This window comes from Micromonospora sp. AMSO12t (assembly GCF_008806585.1).
Taxonomy (GTDB): domain Bacteria; phylum Actinomycetota; class Actinomycetes; order Mycobacteriales; family Micromonosporaceae; genus Micromonospora; species Micromonospora reichwaldensis.
In genome coordinates, this window is the sequence record NZ_WAAS01000162.1 from 1 (window position 1) to 14,834 (window position 14,834).

Annotated in this window: 15 protein-coding genes and 1 tRNA gene; 6 read left to right on the top strand and 10 right to left on the bottom strand. The window is 73.8% G+C overall.

The features are described 5' to 3' along the window. The first annotated feature begins 65 nt into the window (after positions 1 to 65). The 3 genes from F6X68_RS21595 (at position 66) to F6X68_RS21605 (ending at position 2,545) form a co-directional block, all read left to right on the top strand. Positions 66 to 824, top strand: coding sequence for a 1-acyl-sn-glycerol-3-phosphate acyltransferase (locus F6X68_RS21595; RefSeq protein WP_151455994.1), 759 nt, complete (start codon positions 66 to 68; stop codon positions 822 to 824). A gap of 127 nt (positions 825 to 951) precedes the next feature. Beyond that, positions 952 to 1,560: an isochorismatase family protein gene (locus F6X68_RS21600; RefSeq protein ID WP_151455995.1), complete on the top strand. Its 609-nt coding sequence runs from the start codon at positions 952 to 954 to the stop codon at positions 1,558 to 1,560. A gap of 4 nt (positions 1,561 to 1,564) precedes the next feature. Next, the gene (locus F6X68_RS21605) at positions 1,565 to 2,545 is read left to right on the top strand and encodes a GlxA family transcriptional regulator (protein WP_151455996.1); all 981 of its coding nucleotides are present in this window, start codon (positions 1,565 to 1,567) and stop codon (positions 2,543 to 2,545) included. Here F6X68_RS21605 and F6X68_RS21610 read toward each other — a convergent pair. The 5 genes from F6X68_RS21610 to F6X68_RS21630 all read right to left on the bottom strand — a co-directional run bounded on the left by F6X68_RS21610 (position 2,427) and on the right by F6X68_RS21630 (position 7,483). After that, positions 2,427 to 3,152, bottom strand: a complete 726-nt coding sequence (locus F6X68_RS21610; RefSeq protein ID WP_151456004.1) for a hypothetical protein — start codon at positions 3,150 to 3,152, stop codon at positions 2,427 to 2,429. The genes F6X68_RS21605 and F6X68_RS21610 overlap by 119 nt on opposite strands. A gap of 73 nt (positions 3,153 to 3,225) precedes the next feature. Then, the gene (locus F6X68_RS21615) at positions 3,226 to 3,939 is read right to left on the bottom strand and encodes a response regulator transcription factor (protein ID WP_151455997.1); all 714 of its coding nucleotides are present in this window, start codon (positions 3,937 to 3,939) and stop codon (positions 3,226 to 3,228) included. Next, positions 3,912 to 5,078: a hypothetical protein gene (locus F6X68_RS21620; protein ID WP_370518970.1), complete on the bottom strand. Its 1,167-nt coding sequence runs from the start codon at positions 5,076 to 5,078 to the stop codon at positions 3,912 to 3,914. Before F6X68_RS21620 ends, F6X68_RS21615 begins: the two co-directional genes overlap by 28 nt. Further along, the gene (locus tag F6X68_RS21625) at positions 5,068 to 6,246 is read right to left on the bottom strand and encodes a sensor histidine kinase (RefSeq protein ID WP_151455998.1); all 1,179 of its coding nucleotides are present in this window, start codon (positions 6,244 to 6,246) and stop codon (positions 5,068 to 5,070) included. The genes F6X68_RS21620 and F6X68_RS21625 overlap by 11 nt, the downstream gene beginning before the upstream one ends. A 184-nt stretch (positions 6,247 to 6,430) precedes the next feature. Next, the gene (locus tag F6X68_RS21630) at positions 6,431 to 7,483 is read right to left on the bottom strand and encodes a septum formation family protein (RefSeq protein WP_225852342.1); all 1,053 of its coding nucleotides are present in this window, start codon (positions 7,481 to 7,483) and stop codon (positions 6,431 to 6,433) included. A 109-nt stretch (positions 7,484 to 7,592) separates the two neighbouring features. Here F6X68_RS21630 and F6X68_RS21640 point away from each other — a divergent pair, with 109 nt between their 5' ends. Then, complete coding sequence (locus tag F6X68_RS21640; RefSeq protein WP_151456000.1) at positions 7,593 to 8,201, top strand: hypothetical protein; 609 nt, start codon at positions 7,593 to 7,595, stop codon at positions 8,199 to 8,201. A gap of 143 nt (positions 8,202 to 8,344) precedes the next feature. Here F6X68_RS21640 and F6X68_RS21645 read toward each other — a convergent pair whose 3' ends face one another. From F6X68_RS21645 to F6X68_RS21655, 3 genes are all read right to left on the bottom strand, one after another. Further along, the gene (locus F6X68_RS21645; protein ID WP_151456001.1) at positions 8,345 to 9,748 is read right to left on the bottom strand and encodes an LPXTG cell wall anchor domain-containing protein; all 1,404 of its coding nucleotides are present in this window, start codon (positions 9,746 to 9,748) and stop codon (positions 8,345 to 8,347) included. Between the two features lie 169 nt (positions 9,749 to 9,917). After that, a complete protein-coding gene (locus F6X68_RS21650; RefSeq protein ID WP_151456002.1) occupies positions 9,918 to 10,733 on the bottom strand; it encodes a superoxide dismutase in 816 nt (271 codons plus the stop codon). Positions 10,734 to 11,146: 413 nt separating this feature from the next. Continuing rightward, a tRNA-Arg gene (locus F6X68_RS21655) sits at positions 11,147 to 11,219 on the bottom strand. 164 nt (positions 11,220 to 11,383) lie between these two features. Here F6X68_RS21655 and F6X68_RS21660 point away from each other — a divergent pair. Further along, positions 11,384 to 12,085, top strand: a complete 702-nt coding sequence (locus F6X68_RS21660) for a hypothetical protein (RefSeq protein ID WP_151456003.1) — start codon at positions 11,384 to 11,386, stop codon at positions 12,083 to 12,085. A gap of 46 nt (positions 12,086 to 12,131) precedes the next feature. Here F6X68_RS21660 and F6X68_RS21665 read toward each other — a convergent pair whose 3' ends face one another. Both F6X68_RS21665 and F6X68_RS21670 read right to left on the bottom strand, forming a co-directional pair. Further along, on the bottom strand, positions 12,132 to 13,169 hold the full coding sequence (locus F6X68_RS21665) for an alpha/beta hydrolase (RefSeq protein ID WP_192581488.1): 1,038 nt from the start codon (positions 13,167 to 13,169) through the stop codon (positions 12,132 to 12,134). A 98-nt stretch (positions 13,170 to 13,267) separates the two neighbouring features. Next, entirely contained in the window at positions 13,268 to 13,684 is a 417-nt protein-coding gene (locus F6X68_RS21670; protein ID WP_132239353.1) for an HPF/RaiA family ribosome-associated protein, read from the bottom strand. A gap of 374 nt (positions 13,685 to 14,058) precedes the next feature. Here F6X68_RS21670 and ssb point away from each other — a divergent pair. Then, on the top strand, positions 14,059 to 14,834 hold a 776-nt coding region (gene ssb, locus F6X68_RS33615; RefSeq protein WP_225852343.1), incomplete at its 3' end, for a single-stranded DNA-binding protein.

The following is a 14,834-nucleotide window of genomic DNA, read 5'->3' on the forward strand; positions in this document are numbered from 1 at the left end:
CGGTGCATGTCGAGGCGGCCCGGCGGGTCGGCATGGGGTTCAGGCGGGCAGGGTAAGTTCGCGCCATGCCGGAACTCGTGTACCCGCCCGTGATCGCCGCCGCCAAGACGATGTTCCGGGTCCTCGACCTGAAGATCACGATTGAGGGCGCCCACCACGTGCCGCGTACGGGCGGGGCGGTGCTGGCCAGCAACCACGTCAGCTACCTCGACTTCATCTTCTGCGGGCTGGGCGCGAACCCGGCGAAGCGGCTGGTGCGGTTCATGGCCAAGAAGTCCGTCTTCACGCACAAGGTGTCCGGCCCGCTGATGCGGGGCATGCGGCACATCCCGGTGGACCGGCGGGCGGGCGCCGGGTCGTACGCGACGGCGGTCAGCGCACTGAAGCGCGGTGAGGTGGTCGGCGTCTTCCCGGAGGCGACGATCAGCCGGTCGTTCACGGTCAAGTCGCTCAAGAGCGGGACGACCCGGATGGCGGCCGAGGCCGGTGTGCCGGTGCTGCCGGTCGCAATCTGGGGCACCCAGCGGCTCTGGACCAAGGGCCGACCGCGCACCCTGACCCGCCGGCACACCCCGATCACGATCCTGATCGGCGAGCCGATGGACCCGGCGGCCTACCCGGACGCCAACGCGATGACCGTCGACCTGAAGGAGCGGCTCACCGCGCTGGTCGACCGGGCTCAGCGGGAGTACCCCGACGCCCCCGCCGGCCCCGACGACACGTGGTGGCTCCCGGCGCACCTGGGCGGCACCGCGCCCAGCCTGGAGGAGGCCGCCGACCTGGAGGTCCGCCGCCGGGCCGCCGCGGTCGACCCCGACGCCTGACCAGGGGCCCGATCGACCCGACGCCCGGGGGAAGGGCCACCCGGGCATCGGGGGGCGGCCGGATCGTTCCGCAGCGGGGCGGGATGGTGCCTGCCGCGCCGGCGCGTCCCCGGCGAGGATTCAACCCATGAGCAGAGCAGCACTCGTCGTCATCGACGTGCAGGAGTCCTTCCGCCGCCGCCCCAGCTGGGCGTACGCCTCCAACCCCGACATCGTCGGCCGGGTCGACCGGCTCGTCGCCGCCGCCCGGGGACGCGGCGACCTGGTCGTCTGGGTCCTGCACGCCGAGCCGGGCACCGGCGGGGTCTTCGACCCGGCCAACGGGCACGTCCGCCTGATCGAGGGGCTCTCGCCCGCCCCGGGGGAACCCACGCTGGTGAAGACGTCGCACAACGCCTTCACCACCACCAACCTCCAGCAGGTGCTGACGACGGCGGGCGTCCGCGAGATCACCGTCTGCGGCATCCGTACGGAGCAGTGCGTCGAGACCACCGCCCGGGTCGGCTGCGATCTCGGCTACGAGGTGACCTTCGTGACGGACGCGACGGTCACCTTCCCGACCCCGCACCGGGACCTGCCGGCCACGGCCACGCCGGAGGAGATCCTCGCCGACCCGCGCACCCTGTCGAGCGAGGAGATGACCGCCCGCACCGAGTACGCCCTCGCCGGCCGCTTCGCCACCATCCGCAGCGTGGCGGAACTGACCGGCGCGGCCCCGGCCGGCGCGCGGGCCTGAGCCGATGGCCCGGGTCGTCTTCCTGCTCGTCCCGCAGCTGCACCTGCTGGACCTCGCCGGCCCGGCCCAGGTCTTCTCCACCGCCGCCGACCTCGGGTACGACTACCGGCTGCACTACGTCGCCGACCGGGAGGTCGTGCCGACCGTGCAGGGCGTACCGCTGGTGGCCGGGCTCCGGTGGCCCGAGCTGACCCGCGACGACCTGGTGGTCGTACCCGGATGGCGGCTGCACGCGCACGGACCGCAGGGGCCGGTCGGGCCGGACGACCTACGGCGGCTGGCCGACCACCACGCCGGCGGCGGCACCGTCGCCAGCGTCTGCGCCGGCGCGTACGCCCTCGGCCGGGCCGGCCTGCTCGACGGACGCCGCTGCACCACCCACCACGACGTGCAGGACGAGCTGGCCCGCCGGTTCCCGTCGGCGCGGGTGGTCCGCGACGTGCTCTACGTGGTCGACGAGCGGGTGGTGACCTCCGCCGGCATCGCCAGCGGCATCGACGTGGCACTGCACCTGGTGGCCACCCGGCACGGGCCGGCGGTGGCGGCCCGGATCGCCCGCTCCCTGGTCCTGCACTCCCGGCGCAACGGTCACGAGCCGCAGGCCGGCGCCATGTTGCGGCACCGGTCCCACCTCTCCGACGCCGTGCACCGGGTGCAGGACCTGATCGACCGCCGGTTCGCCGAGCCGCTGCCGCTGGCCGACCTCGCCGCCGTCGGCGGGGTGGCCGAGCGGACGCTGACCCGACTGTTCCGGCGGGCCACCGGGCTGACCCCGCTCGGCTACCAGCAACTGCTGCGGGTGGAACGCGCCGAGCACCTCATCGGGCACGGAGCCACCGTGGAGGGGGCCGCCCGTACCGTCGGCTTCACCGATGCCCGGATGCTGCGCCGGCTGCGGGCCCGTGCCACCCGCGATCGAAGCGCCCCGGCCGGTAGTAGTCGTCCCGGGACTGGAACTCGACCGGCAGCGACCCGGGCAGGGTGATCCGGGTCTCGCCGGCGCCCGGCCCGCCCCCGGCCCGCACCACCAGCACGTCCCGCTCGGGCGGCGACAGGTCCACCAGTTCGGGGTGGGCCAGCCGGAACCCGGCCACCGCCCGGCGCACCTGGCGGGTCAGCCCGGTGATCTCCCCGGCGGGGCCGGTGAGGCCGAGGGCCGGCTGCTGGATGGTGCGCAGCGCGTCGCAGACCACCAGCAGGCGGGCGCGCTCACCGGGCCCCGCCGCCAGCAGCTCCAGCCGGGACGGCCACTGCCAGCGGATCTGACCGCTGATCAGACCCGGCAGCCGGACGCCCCGGCGGTGCCGCGCGCCGTCACCGACGCCGTCGACCAGGGCGAGCTGTGGCCCGCCGCCGACGTACGCGATCCGCCGGTCCGTGACGGTCACCGCCACCGGCTCGGGCAGCGTCCACCGCCGCCGTGCCTCCGTCGGGCCGAGCAGATGCCCCGACGCGTGCAGCCGGTGCCGGGCGAGCACCCGCTCACCGGCCTCGACGACCAGCTCGTGCCGCCGGTCCAGCGCCGGGGCCAGGTCGTCGTCCGCGTCGAAGCGGTGCGGGCCGATGAAGAAGGGGGACGCGTCATCGTGCATCGTCATGACCTCCGGTGCCGATGGCATCTCACCATGAGCGTCGCCGACCCCAGGCCGGCTGTCATGACGCCCGTTAGGGGGTCGGCCGGTCGTAGGAAGCCTGTGACCGATAGATGCCGATCTCCTCCGGCCGGACTAGGCCGTCCTCGATCGCCCGGGCGAGCAGTGCCGCCTTGGTGGCGGCCGGCCGCCCCGCTCGGGTGTACTTGATCCGCGCCCGGTCGACGTACTGCTTCACGGTGTGCTCGCTGATCCGCATCCGACGCGCCACCGACGCCTTCGACATCGACTGGAACCACAGCAGCAGCGCCTCGCGTTCCTTGTCGGACAGGGCGGGCCGGTCCGGGCGGGGGTCACCCACGATCGCCCCGGCGAGCGCCGGCGGCACGTACGGGCGGTCGCTGGCGGCGGCCAGCACGGTGGCCACGCAGTGTTCCCGCCCCTCGTGCTTGGCCAGGAACGCGACCGCCCCGGCGTCCAGGGCGGCGAGGATCGTCTGCGGGTCGGTGTGCTCCGAGTAGACCACCACCCGCCGGCCGGCCGCGCTCAGCTCGGCGAGCTTGTCCAGGGCCATCCGCCCGTGCAGCCGCAGGTCGAGCAGGACCACGTCGGCGTCGGGGGCGGCCCGCAGCACCGCGTCCGGGTCGTCGCCGGTCGCCAGGACCCGCAGCCGGGGCTCGGCGGCCAGCCAGACGCGGACCCCCTCGATGACGACCGGGTGATCGTCGACGATCGCCACGCCGACCGGCCGACCGGCGGTCACCCCCGCCACCGCGTCTGCGCCCATCTGATCTCCCCGTCCCGCTCGTAGAGGTACTCCACCCGCCCGTCGTCGCCCGGCGGTCCGGCGGTGTCGGGACCGGCCCGGTCGGGCGTGACCAGGCTGACCACCACCTCGTCGGGTCCGGCGACCACGGTCAGCCGGGCCCAGCCCCGGGCGTCGGCCAGGAGCGCGGTGAGCGGGTCGGCCAGCCGGCGGCGCACCTGCACCGGCAGGGGCGGCGGGTCGCCGATCGTCACCAGGTCGATCGGCAGCCCGTTGCGGTCCGCCAGGTCGGCGGCGGCCCGCAGCTCGTGCAGCAGCGGGTCGGGCACGTCGTCGGACTCGGCGATGAGCCGGCGCAGCCGGGCGGCGGCCAGCACCGCCCGCCGCTGCACGTCCGGGTCGGCCGGGTCCGCCCGACCGTCGGCCAGCTCCGCGAGCACCTCCTCGGCGGCGCCGCTGACCAGCGTCAGGCGGGCGCGCCGCTCCTGCCGGGCCCGTTCGGCGGCGTCCCGCTCGGCCGCCGCCGCGTGGGCGTCCGCCGCCGCGCCGGCCCGCTGCCGGGCCAGCCTCGCGATCGCCGTGCCGCCCACGAAGACCGCCACCTGAAGGGTCGACGTGGCGTAGACGGACATGGCGTACCGGGCCAGGTCGGCGGGGGCGGTCGCGCCGTGACCGAGCACCCCGGCCAGCGCGATCAGCGCGTGCACGCCCAGCGCCGCGATCAGCCCGTGGGCCCGCCGCCCCCACAGCACCATGACGAAGAACCAGCCGAGCGTGCCCCACACCCAGTTCGCGGCGGTGAAGAGGTGCCGCTCACCGGCCGCCGTGACAACCACCGCGTCGACCACCAGCAGCAGCGCGGCCAGCGGCCAGGCCGGCAGGGCGGCGCCGCGCAGCAGCCGGAGGCCGGCCAGCACCCCGACCGCCGCCACGAGCAGCCAGCCGGCGAGGACCACCGCCGGCGCGGCCAGCTCCGCCCACGCGCCCAGCACCGCGGGCAGCGCGATCGCCGTGTGCCAGGCCAGCGCGATGACCACCGTCACGATCCGGGCGCCGCCGTCGGAGGCAGCGGCCACCGCCGCCGCCGGGTCCACCGGGGACCGGCCCTCGTCGGGCGTACGCGCCGCCGGCACCGGGGCGGTCGTCGTCTCAGTCGACACCGGACCACTCCAACCGGATCCGGGTACCGGCGCCGGGGCGCGAGTCGATCTGGACGCGCCCACCGACGGAGGACATCCGGCCACTTACCGACTCGCGTAGCCCGTACCGGTGCGCGGGAACGGCCGCCGGGTCGAAACCCGGACCGTCGTCGGCGAGCTCGACCACGACGGTGTCGGCGACCCGGCTCAGCCGCAGCGCGGCGGACGCGCCCGGCGCGTGCCGGACCACGTTGGACAGCGCCGCGTACGTGCTCTCCGCGAGTGCCTCCGCGACCGGGGCGGGCACGACGCACGGCGCCAGCTCGGTGGTGACCGGCAGTTCCGGCAGCCGGGCGCGCACCGCCCGCAGCCGCTCGTCCAGCGGCACCCGACCCGCGGCGGGAGTCGACCGCGCGTCGGCCAGCGCGGTGAGGGTACGCAGGTCGGCGGCGCACCGCTCGCGCAGCGCGGCGGACGGGCCGGCGACCGCGCCCAGCCCCACCATGGTCAGCGTGGCCAGCACCGTGTCGTGCAGGTCCCGGTTCTGCCGCCGCTCCGCGTCCCGCGCGGTCCGGGCGACCAGCGACTCCCGGGTGAGCCGCTGGTGCGCCACGAAGGCGTCGTCGGCCCGACCGATCCGCCGCCGCATGATGGCGGTGATCAGCGCGCCGCAGGCCGTCTGCACCAGCAGCGTCACCGCGTGCGCGACGGCCTCGTCGGGCTGGCCGGCGGCGTGCGCGCCGGTCGCGTACGCCGCCGTCACCAGCAGCCCGGCCGGAACCGACCACCCGATGGAGGCGTTGGCCTGCGCGTTGAGGACGGTGGTGCTGGCCAGCACCGCGATCCAGCTCACCTCGCCGGGGAGCACCTCCGGGGCGACCAGCACCGGCATCGCCAGGCAGGCGGCGGCGGTCAGCGCCACGTCGCCGAGCACCATCGGGCGGCCGATGCCGTGGCGCAGCGCGCGGAACGCGTACCAGACCGACCAGGCGGTCAGGGCAGCGACAGCCGGAAACAGCAGCGCCGGTTCGACGGGCGCACTGCGCACCGACAGGGCGACCACCGCGCCGGCCAGGCCGCAGGCCAGGCGCAGCAACGCCGGCAGGCGGGTGAAGATGAGGGTGAACGCGCCACCGGCCGGGTTGTCCAGCGCGGTCGGCGACGTGGTCGGGGCGGCAACGGCCGGCATCGGGAAAGAGGGTCCTTCTGCGACAACGACCCGATCCGGGCCAAAACGGGGGATCGACGCCGGAGAATAGCACGAGCAGCCGTCCGCGATCACCCTCGGTGCGCGCCGTGTCGCCGTTCGGTCAGCTCTTCCCGGAACCCTCGACAGGACGCTGACCTGCCCACCCGCCCCTGCGGGCGCCCGGTCAGTTGATCGGGAGGACCTTCGCCCCGCCGCCGGCGATCGACCGGGTCAGCTTCTTCCCGCTGGACCAGTACCAGCAGCGCACCCCCCGGTCGCCGCGCGCCCATGCCTCCTCGGACGGGAACCGGTACGTGCTGCCCGTGCGGTAACGGAGCATCCCGTCGACCGGCACCTTCGCGTAGCGGGCGATCACCGGCCGGCACTTCGCGTGCACGGCGTCCTCGTCCTTCGTCGCGTCCTCGTACGACACGTCGGGCGCGGTCCAGACGCCCACGTACTCGAAGCGGTGGACCTTCGTGCACGGCACCGCCAGCAGGTTCGACCACTCGTCCTCCTCGGCGCAGCCGTACCGCAGCGGGGTGGCCGCCTTCAGCGCGCCCCGCAGGCTGCCCGCCCGGTTGACGGGCGCGTCGACGTCGCCGTTACCGCCGTTCACCAGGTAGAGCTCGAACAGGTCGCACCGGTACCACCGGCTGCCTCCCGTCCAGCCGGCGGGCGACGTGGGCGCCACCTGCACCGACAGCCGGGCGTCGCGCCACTCGCCGCCGACGAACTCCTTGGCCTTGGCGTCGCACTCGGCGAACGCGGACCGCATCGCCGCCGACCCGACGCGGGGCGGGATCGGGCGGGCGGCCAGGTCGCCGGTGAACGTGCCGATGTGGAACGTCTCGACGAGGTGCGCCTTCGCGCAGTCGACCGGCTGGTGGCTGGTGAGGTAGGCGGTCGGCTCGGCGACGACGTGGCACTCGCCGGCCTGCGGCGCGAACTGGCGGGCCTCGGCCACGGGCCGCCAGTCGTCGGTCAGGTCCCCGTCGGTGCCGGCCGGCGTGCCGCACCCGCTCACCGCCGCCGCGACCAGCGCGGCCGAAGCCGTGACGCCCAGCCAGCGTCGCATGTGGTCCTCCCCGCGCCCCGTGACAACCGGCGCAGCATATGGCACCCGGCGCGGAGCCGGGTGCCCGAGTCGCCAGGCGATCGTGGTGACGGGCGCGGGCGCGGGCTCGGGCTGCGGCATCGCGAAGTCGATCAGGTGGTCGCCCTGCCCGACCGCCATCGGGACGGTGCTGTGCCCGCGCGGTTGGACGCCACTGAGGAGCCGCCGACTTTGGACGGTGGTGCTACCTTCGCGCCGTCGCCGTTCTCACCGCCGTCGGGAGCCCACCGTGACGAAAAGGTACGTCGGTCTGCTCGCCCTCGTCGCCGTGACGGCGTGCCTCGCCGTGGTCGGCACCCTCGGCGGCTGGTTCCTGGCCGGCCGAGGCGACTCCGGGCGGGCCGACCCGACGCCATCCGCGCGGGACGCGGCCACCACCGGCGCCGTCGGCGGCCCGTCGACGGGCTCCCCGGCTGCCGGCGCGTCGCCGGGCGCCGGTGCGTCGCCGACGAAGGAGCAGCCCGCGGGCCGGACGTACCAGCTCGACCGGTCGGTCTACAGCCAGTCGGGCCTGACGGTCACGCTGGTCAGCGCGGCAACCACCGGCGGCAAGCTGCGGCTGAACCTGACGTACCGCAACGGCTCGCCGGTGCCGTGGCCGGTGAGCTGCCCGACCGCCGAGGTCGACCGGACCTCCTCCGAGATCGTTCTGCCGGACGGCCGGACGGTGCGTCCCGAGTCCACCTGGTGCACCACCACGCGGCCCGACGAGTCCTTCAGCATCGCGCCGGGGGAGCGGGTGGAGAGCTGGGCCGTGTTCCCGGTGGTGCCGGAGACCGGGTCGTCCTTCGAGCTGACCTGGTACGACTTCCCGACCCTCGACGTCCGGCTCCGCTGACCGTCCCGGCAAAACGGACACGGCCGGCACGGGCACTGTGAGTTCAGTGTCCGTGCCGGCCGGCAGGTAACGCGTCCGGTCACCCTGTCCGCCGCCGGTGGCTCACCAGGCCGAACGCGCTGCCTGGAGTGCCGCCGTACGGGTCAGGCCTGAGTCTCCCTGCGGCGCAGCCGGCTGGCGCCGACCATGAGAGCGCCCGCGGCCAGCAGGCCGCCGCCCAGCGAGAGGGCCTGGGTGGAGCTGACGCCGGTGACCGGCAGGTGGGGCTTGCCGTCCTTGTCCTTGTCCCAACCGCCCTTGTCCTTGTCCCAGCTGTCCTTGTCCTTGTCCCAGCCGCCCTTGTCCTTGTCGTGCTTGCGGGGGTCGTACTTGCCGTGCCGGATGCAGACGGTGACGGTGACCGGGTCGGAGGTCACGGTCTGGCTGCCGAACTTGCCGGTCGCCCGGGCGGTGTTGACCACCTTGCCCTTCTTGACGTCAGCCGCGGTCACCACGTGCGGGTTGACGGCGTGGCAGTCGGTGCTCGTGCCCGGTGCCAGGGTGGTGTTGTTGCAGACCACCGGTCCGGCGGTCGGGTCGATGACCGCGACGTTGGTGATGGTGACGGTGCCGGTGTTGGCCACCCGGTAGGTGTAGAAGATCTTGTCGCCCTTGGCCGCGAAGCCGTCCTTCTCACACTTGTCGCGGCAGTCCGACTCGACCCGGGCCTTCTTGTCGATCGACAGGCTGGCCTGCGCCTCCTGGGTGGTGACGGTGAAGGTGGCGTTGTTCGACGGCACCAACTGCTCGCCGAAGAGCCCGGTCGCCTGGGCGATGTTGACGATCTTGCCGTTGGCCACGTCGGCCTTGGTGACGGTGTACGTGCCGGTGCAGGTGGTGCTCGCCCCCGGCGCCAGCGAGGTGGCCTGGCAGGTGATGCCGGTGACCGTGTTGTCGTTGACGGTGATGCCGGTGATCGGATTGACCGTGCCGGTGCTCTGGTTCGTCACCGTGTACGTGTAGGTGACCTCGTCGCCGGCCTGGAGACCGCTGGCCGGTGTGCCGGTCTTGGTCAGGGTCAGCCTCGGGTTCACCTCGGGGCTCGAAGCGGCGCACGTGTGGGTGAGCACGAAGAAGTCGGCGGTGCCGGAAATGACCGCCGAGGCGCCGGTCAACGTCCAACCAGCCGGGAGCCTGATCCAGGCCTTGCTGGTGCCCAAGTTGTTGACGATGGCGCTGTTGGGGTCTGTCGGGATCGTCCGGGTGACGGCGCCGCCAGGCGTGCTGAACGTCGCCGTGATCGACAGGAAATCGCCGCTGGTCTGCTGGTTGCCCGGCAGGTTGAACACCCAGACGTCCTCGTTGGCGAAGGGCCCGCCGCCCAGGTTGGGGTCGCAGTTCTGAGTGGCCTGGGCCGCCGTCGTCGGCACGTTGCCTGGATTGATGTTGATGGTCTCCGCCGCCAGGGCCGGCGAGCCGCCCAGCAGCAGGGCACCGGCCAGCATCGCGAAGGCGGCCAGCCGGGCGCAGAGGCGGGCGGGTCCGTTCGTGATAGAGGTTCTGCTCATGTAAATCCCCCGTGCGTTGATCGTTGACAACGGTGGCAACGAGGGGTAGAGACATCCGTCACGTCGGACCAGAAAGAATCCCCCGCTAGGGGTACTGCCACGCCAACCCGGGAGGCTCACCTTTTATCCGGCCGGGGATATCCCCGGCCGGATGGTGCAAGATGAGTGATCAGTCGCGCACCCGCACGACGCAGTAGGTGGTGCCGGGGGTCGCCGGGACGGACAACCGCGCGTTGACCGCGTACAGGCTCGAGCCGAAGGAAACCACAGCCGACGGCTCATCGAGGTCGCGGTCACGGATCACGTCGACCGGCATGGCCCGCGTCAGCCGCTCGTTGAGGCGGAACTTGGCGATCACATTGTTCCGGTTGCGCACCACATACAGCGTGCGCCCCTTGAGCAGGAGACCATCGGCATTGGACACCGATACGCCGCCCGTGCTGATCTGGGCGGCCATGCCCGCGCGGGGATCGAAGCAGTAGAGCCGGCCGGTCCTGGCCTGCACGACGATGAGCTTGCCCGCCCAGGCGGCGACGATGCCGGTGTTACAGGCGGTGGGGTCACCGAGCCCACCCGGCAACGGCAGCGTGCGTACTCCCGACTGTTTGGGCAGCGAGCCACGGCGGCCGAACTCGACGCAGTAGATCCTGGCCTTCTCCGAGTCGGTGAAGAAAACGGCCTTGCTCGTTGCGGTCACGCCGTCGATGAACCCGCCACCGAAGTCGTACGTCGCCAGGCATTCGCCGGTCGACTCACGGTAGACGGCCGCGCCGCCCATGTTGCCGCAGGCCGCCCAGATCCGCCCTCGTTCGACGTCCAGACCCGTCGCCTGGGTGCCGGACACGGGCGGCACGAGGAGCTTCCCCTTGCCGGTGCGCAGGTCGGCACACCAGATGCATCCGTCGGCCATGGAGCTGACGTAGATCTTCGTGCCGGTTCCCCGGGCGATCCCCTCCGGGCAGAACCCGTTCGGCAGGTTGATCACTGAGGGATACCGGCCGTGCCCGTGGTGGGCCGAGGCCGGAGCCGCGGCGATGGCGGCCCCGATGGGCGCGGCGACGGCTGCGGCCAAGAGCGTTCGTCTGTGCACTGTCGTGCCCCTTCCGATAGGCGAACACCTATATGGGACCTGTGGATCAAGCGCCGGGGCCACTCCGCCGTTGCTCGACAGGTGACCGGACCGGACGGAGGCGCGTGCCAGACCCGCCGATCGCCGCCGCCGGAGGAACCAGCGAGCCAAGGATCCAAGGAGACGGCCCGAGCGGGTGATGGCACCGCGACCGCAGGGTCCTTGGCCATGTCGGTGACCCGGTCAGGTAGTGCCGCTTTCGCGGCAAACCGGGCTCGCTCGCACCACGGATAGCTCCACGGGAGCCGTCCGGCCGAGAGAAGTACCTGTGCGCCCGGCAGGATTCGAACCTGCGGCCTTGGGATTAGAAGTCCCCTGCTCTATCCGCTGAGCTACGGGCGCGCGCGTGCGTGTCGCGCGAGAAGGGTACCGCCGCCCACCGGGTGACCGGTGGAACGGGTGGTCGCGTCTCACGTCGCCCAAGAGGGTCGCACGAGCCTCCGGTGCCGGTCACCCCTGTTCCGGCGTCCGCGCGGCTCGGGACCGTCGGGTCGTACCCTCGGCTGGTGCTGCTTGAACCGGAGACCGAGAACGACGTCGCGTACGAGTTGTGTCAACTGCTCGGCCGCGCGATCCTGCCCATCCGCCGGACCGAGGCCGGGGCGGGGGACGGCGACCGGGGCGAGGGCACCGCGTTCCTCTTCACCGGGCAGGGGTGCGAGTACCTGCTGACCGCCGACGCGCTCACCCGGTCCGGGGCGGGGGAGATCGGGCTGCGGGCGAGCGTGACCGAGCCGGCCGGGGTGGCCGCCGACGCCGTCGCCCTGCCCGGCCTCGCCGACGGGTGGCGGCACCACGAGGACCTCGGCGTCGCCGTCCTGCCCACCGGCGGCCTGCACGAGCACGCCGCCGACGCGGGCTGGCGGTGGCGTACCCAGCAGGTGCCGGATCCGATCGCGGCCGATCGGGACGCGATCGCCCGGATCGGCGTGGAGCCGGGTTCCGCCGTGGTGCTCGCCCACGGCGTCGGCGCGGGCGGCGCCCGGCCGCTGGAGGTCGCGATCGAGCGGGTGGCGCGCGTGGGCGACGCCGTCCGGCTCATGGCGGAACTGCCGGCCGGCTACGTGGGGGCGCCGGTGTTCGGCGTGCAGGCCGGCGGCGACGGCGAGGTGGGGCTGCGGTGCCTGGGCCTGGTGCTGCCGGCCCGCGACGGCGGCCACCCGCTGGCCACCTTCGACCGCATCCGGGCGGCCGTCGACGCGACGTGAGGCCGGCGACGCGCGGCGTGGCTGGCGGCGGTTTGGCGACCTGCGCTCAGCCGCCCTGCGCGGGGGCACCAGCCGGGTCGGCGTCGTCCGCCGGCAGCCGGCTCGCCGGTGGGCGCTCCCCGGCGCGGACCGTCGGCCCGGCGTCGAAGAACGCGTCGGCCCAGCGCCCGACCTCCTGGAAGACCTTCTCCCGTACGGCGGTGCCGGAGAGCGTGAGGTCGTGCATCCCGCCGTCGAAGCGCGCCACGGTGACGTGCCGGCCGAGGCGGGGCGCCCAGCGGACCATGTGCTCGACGTCCAGGACCGCGTCGGCGAGGGCCGCCGACTCGTGCCACTTCGTGCCCTTGAACGAGCGGGTCGAGCAGGCCAGCAGCACCGGCACCTGGATGTCCAGGCCGGCGCGCAGCTGCCGCTGGGCGGTGCGGACGGCGTTCAGCCAGCCGGCCCGGACGGGGAATCCGGCCAGCGGCTTCCAGGTCAGGTCGTAGTTCCACTCGCCGTGGTGCTCCGCGTGGATGCTCTCGCTGTAGACCGTGCCCAGCCCGAACGGCAGCACCCGGCGCGGCGCCCGGCGGCCCAGCCGGCCGACGGCGGCGGCGAGCGGTCGGCGCACCAGCCACGGCGCGTTGATGTCGAAGAAGGGGCTGTTCAGGAAGAGGCCGTCGATGATCCCGGCGTCGCGGCGGGCGTGCGCCCAGAGCGGCATGATCAGCCCACCGGTGGAGTGGCCCATCGCGAGCAGCGTGTCGTGCCCGTCGTCCTCGCGGATGATGCGCGCGGCGGCGTCCAGCTCGGGGAAGTAGTCGCTGAGGTCGCGGCAGAAGTTCGGCGTCTGGTGGGGCCGCAGGCTGCGTCCGTACTTGCGCAGGTCGAGGGCGTAGAAGTCCCAGCCCCGCTCGGCGAAGAAGTCACCGAGGTGGCCCTGGAAGAAGTAGTCGGTGAAGCCGTGCACGTAGAGCACGGCCCGCCCCGTCGGGCGGTCGGCCCGGCGACGGACCAGGGTGGCGACCACCGGTCCCTCGTCGTCGCTGCCCAGGTCGATCGTCTGCCGCTCGTACGGCGGGCCCAGCACGTCCGGTTCCACGACCGCGACGGTACGCCGGGAAGCTACCGGGCGGTAGCCCTGGGTGCCGCCCGGCCCCGCCCGCCCGCACCCGGCGGACGGGGCCTCAGGCGTACGCGTCAGACGGTCTCGGCCTCGGCGCGGGCCGGGTCGGTGTCGGGCTCGACCTCGGCGACCGGCGGGGGCACGTCGCGCAGGTGCTTGTTGTGCCGCGGCTCCTGCTTCGTCTTCGAGTCGTTGAGCCGCCGCCGCAGGTCGTCCCGGACGTCGTTGAGCGCGGCGTGCAGGTCCTCCTCGGCGGAGGTGGTGACGATCTTCTGGCGACCGGCGATCCAGCACTCCAGGGTGACCTTCTGGCCCCTGGCCTCCCGGTCCTTGACCGACACCTCCAGCTCGGTGGCGTCGGCGTGGAACCCGGCCAGCCGGGAGTCGAGCGTGGCGAACTGCTCCGCGATCCAGTTCCGGTCGCCCTGGGAGAACCCCGCGCCGACCCGCAGGCACTCCGCCACGGTGGCCGGGTTGGCGACGGCGCTCATCGCCGCACCTCGCCGGAGACGATGGCGGCTGCGGTGCTGGTCATCTTCATGATCGCTGACCTCTCGTTCGTCGTGCTGTCGGCGGTGCGGTTGATCGAATCCATACCCCGCCGGGCTCCGTCCGGAACGTGACATGTCGCCCCGCCCGTGGCGGCGCCGGAAGCGTGGCCCCGCCTCCCGATCATCGAGCCGGTCGGGCGGGCTTCCCAGGGTCGCCCGGCCCTAGCACACCGGGACCTTGATCAGGTCTTTGTCCACAGGCGGTCCGGTTGTCCACAGGCCGGGGCGCGGTGCTGGCGGCGCCCGCGCCGAGGGCCCAGGCTCGGCACCGAGTCGACTCGCGATGGCAAGCCCGATCTCCCCCTGGAGGGACGATGTTCGACACCTACGTCACGATCGTGGGCAACGTGCTGACCGCGCCGGAGTGGCGTCGCACCACCCAGAGCAACACCCTGGTGGCCAACTTCAAGGTCGCCTCGACCGCCCGCCGGCTCGACCGCGACAGCGGGCGCTGGGTCGACGGCAACAGCCTGCGCGTCCGGGTCAACTGCTGGCGCAAGCTCGCCGAGGGGGTGGCCGCCTCGGTGATGGTCGGCGACCCGGTGGTGGTCTGCGGCCGGCTCTACACCCGCGACTGGACGGACGACGCCGGCAACCACCGCTCGCTCTACGAGCTGGAGGCGGTTGCCGTCGGCCACGACCTGTCGCGGGGCCGCAGCCGGTTCCAGCGCAACCGGCCGACGATGACGACCAGCACCGTCGAGGACGCCGAGGCCGAGCACCGGGTGCACGGTGAGGCGACCGAGCCGGTGCCCGACGAGGAGGCCCCGGTCCTGCCGGACCGCCGTCCGCTCGACGACGACTTCGAGCCCGACTTCGGCGCGTACCCGGCCCGCCGCGGCCTGCCGGCCGACCCCGCCGCCGACGGCTCGCTCGACCCCTTCGACGACCCAGCGGACGACCCCCACGGCGGGGAGCCCGACGGGCCGGAGCCGGAGGCCGACGGCCCGGCGCCGGTGACCGACCCACCGGAGGACGCCCCGGGTGCCCGCGACGGTCGGGACGACGTGGCCGTGGGGGAGTCGGGCCCGTCGTCCGAGGCGGCCGAGGCGGGCGTCTCGCCGGCCGGCCGTGGCCGCCGGGGCCGGGG

Excerpts from the sequence above, each read along its gene's own strand:
- F6X68_RS21595 (WP_151455994.1), top strand. The coding sequence starts at position 66 with ATGCCGGAACTCGTGTACCCGCCCGTGATCGCCGCCGCCAAGACGATG.
- F6X68_RS21600 (WP_151455995.1), top strand. The coding sequence starts at position 952 with ATGAGCAGAGCAGCACTCGTCGTCATCGACGTGCAGGAGTCCTTCCGC.
- F6X68_RS21605 (WP_151455996.1), top strand. The coding sequence starts at position 1,565 with ATGGCCCGGGTCGTCTTCCTGCTCGTCCCGCAGCTGCACCTGCTGGAC.
- F6X68_RS21610 (WP_151456004.1), bottom strand. The coding sequence starts at position 3,152 with ATGCACGATGACGCGTCCCCCTTCTTCATCGGCCCGCACCGCTTCGAC.
- F6X68_RS21615 (WP_151455997.1), bottom strand. The coding sequence starts at position 3,939 with ATGGGCGCAGACGCGGTGGCGGGGGTGACCGCCGGTCGGCCGGTCGGC.
- F6X68_RS21625 (WP_151455998.1), bottom strand. The coding sequence starts at position 6,246 with ATGCCGGCCGTTGCCGCCCCGACCACGTCGCCGACCGCGCTGGACAAC.
- F6X68_RS21630 (WP_225852342.1), bottom strand. The coding sequence starts at position 7,483 with ATGGCGGTCGGGCAGGGCGACCACCTGATCGACTTCGCGATGCCGCAG.
- F6X68_RS21645 (WP_151456001.1), bottom strand. The coding sequence starts at position 9,748 with ATGAGCAGAACCTCTATCACGAACGGACCCGCCCGCCTCTGCGCCCGG.
- F6X68_RS21670 (WP_132239353.1), bottom strand. The coding sequence starts at position 13,684 with ATGAGCGCCGTCGCCAACCCGGCCACCGTGGCGGAGTGCCTGCGGGTC.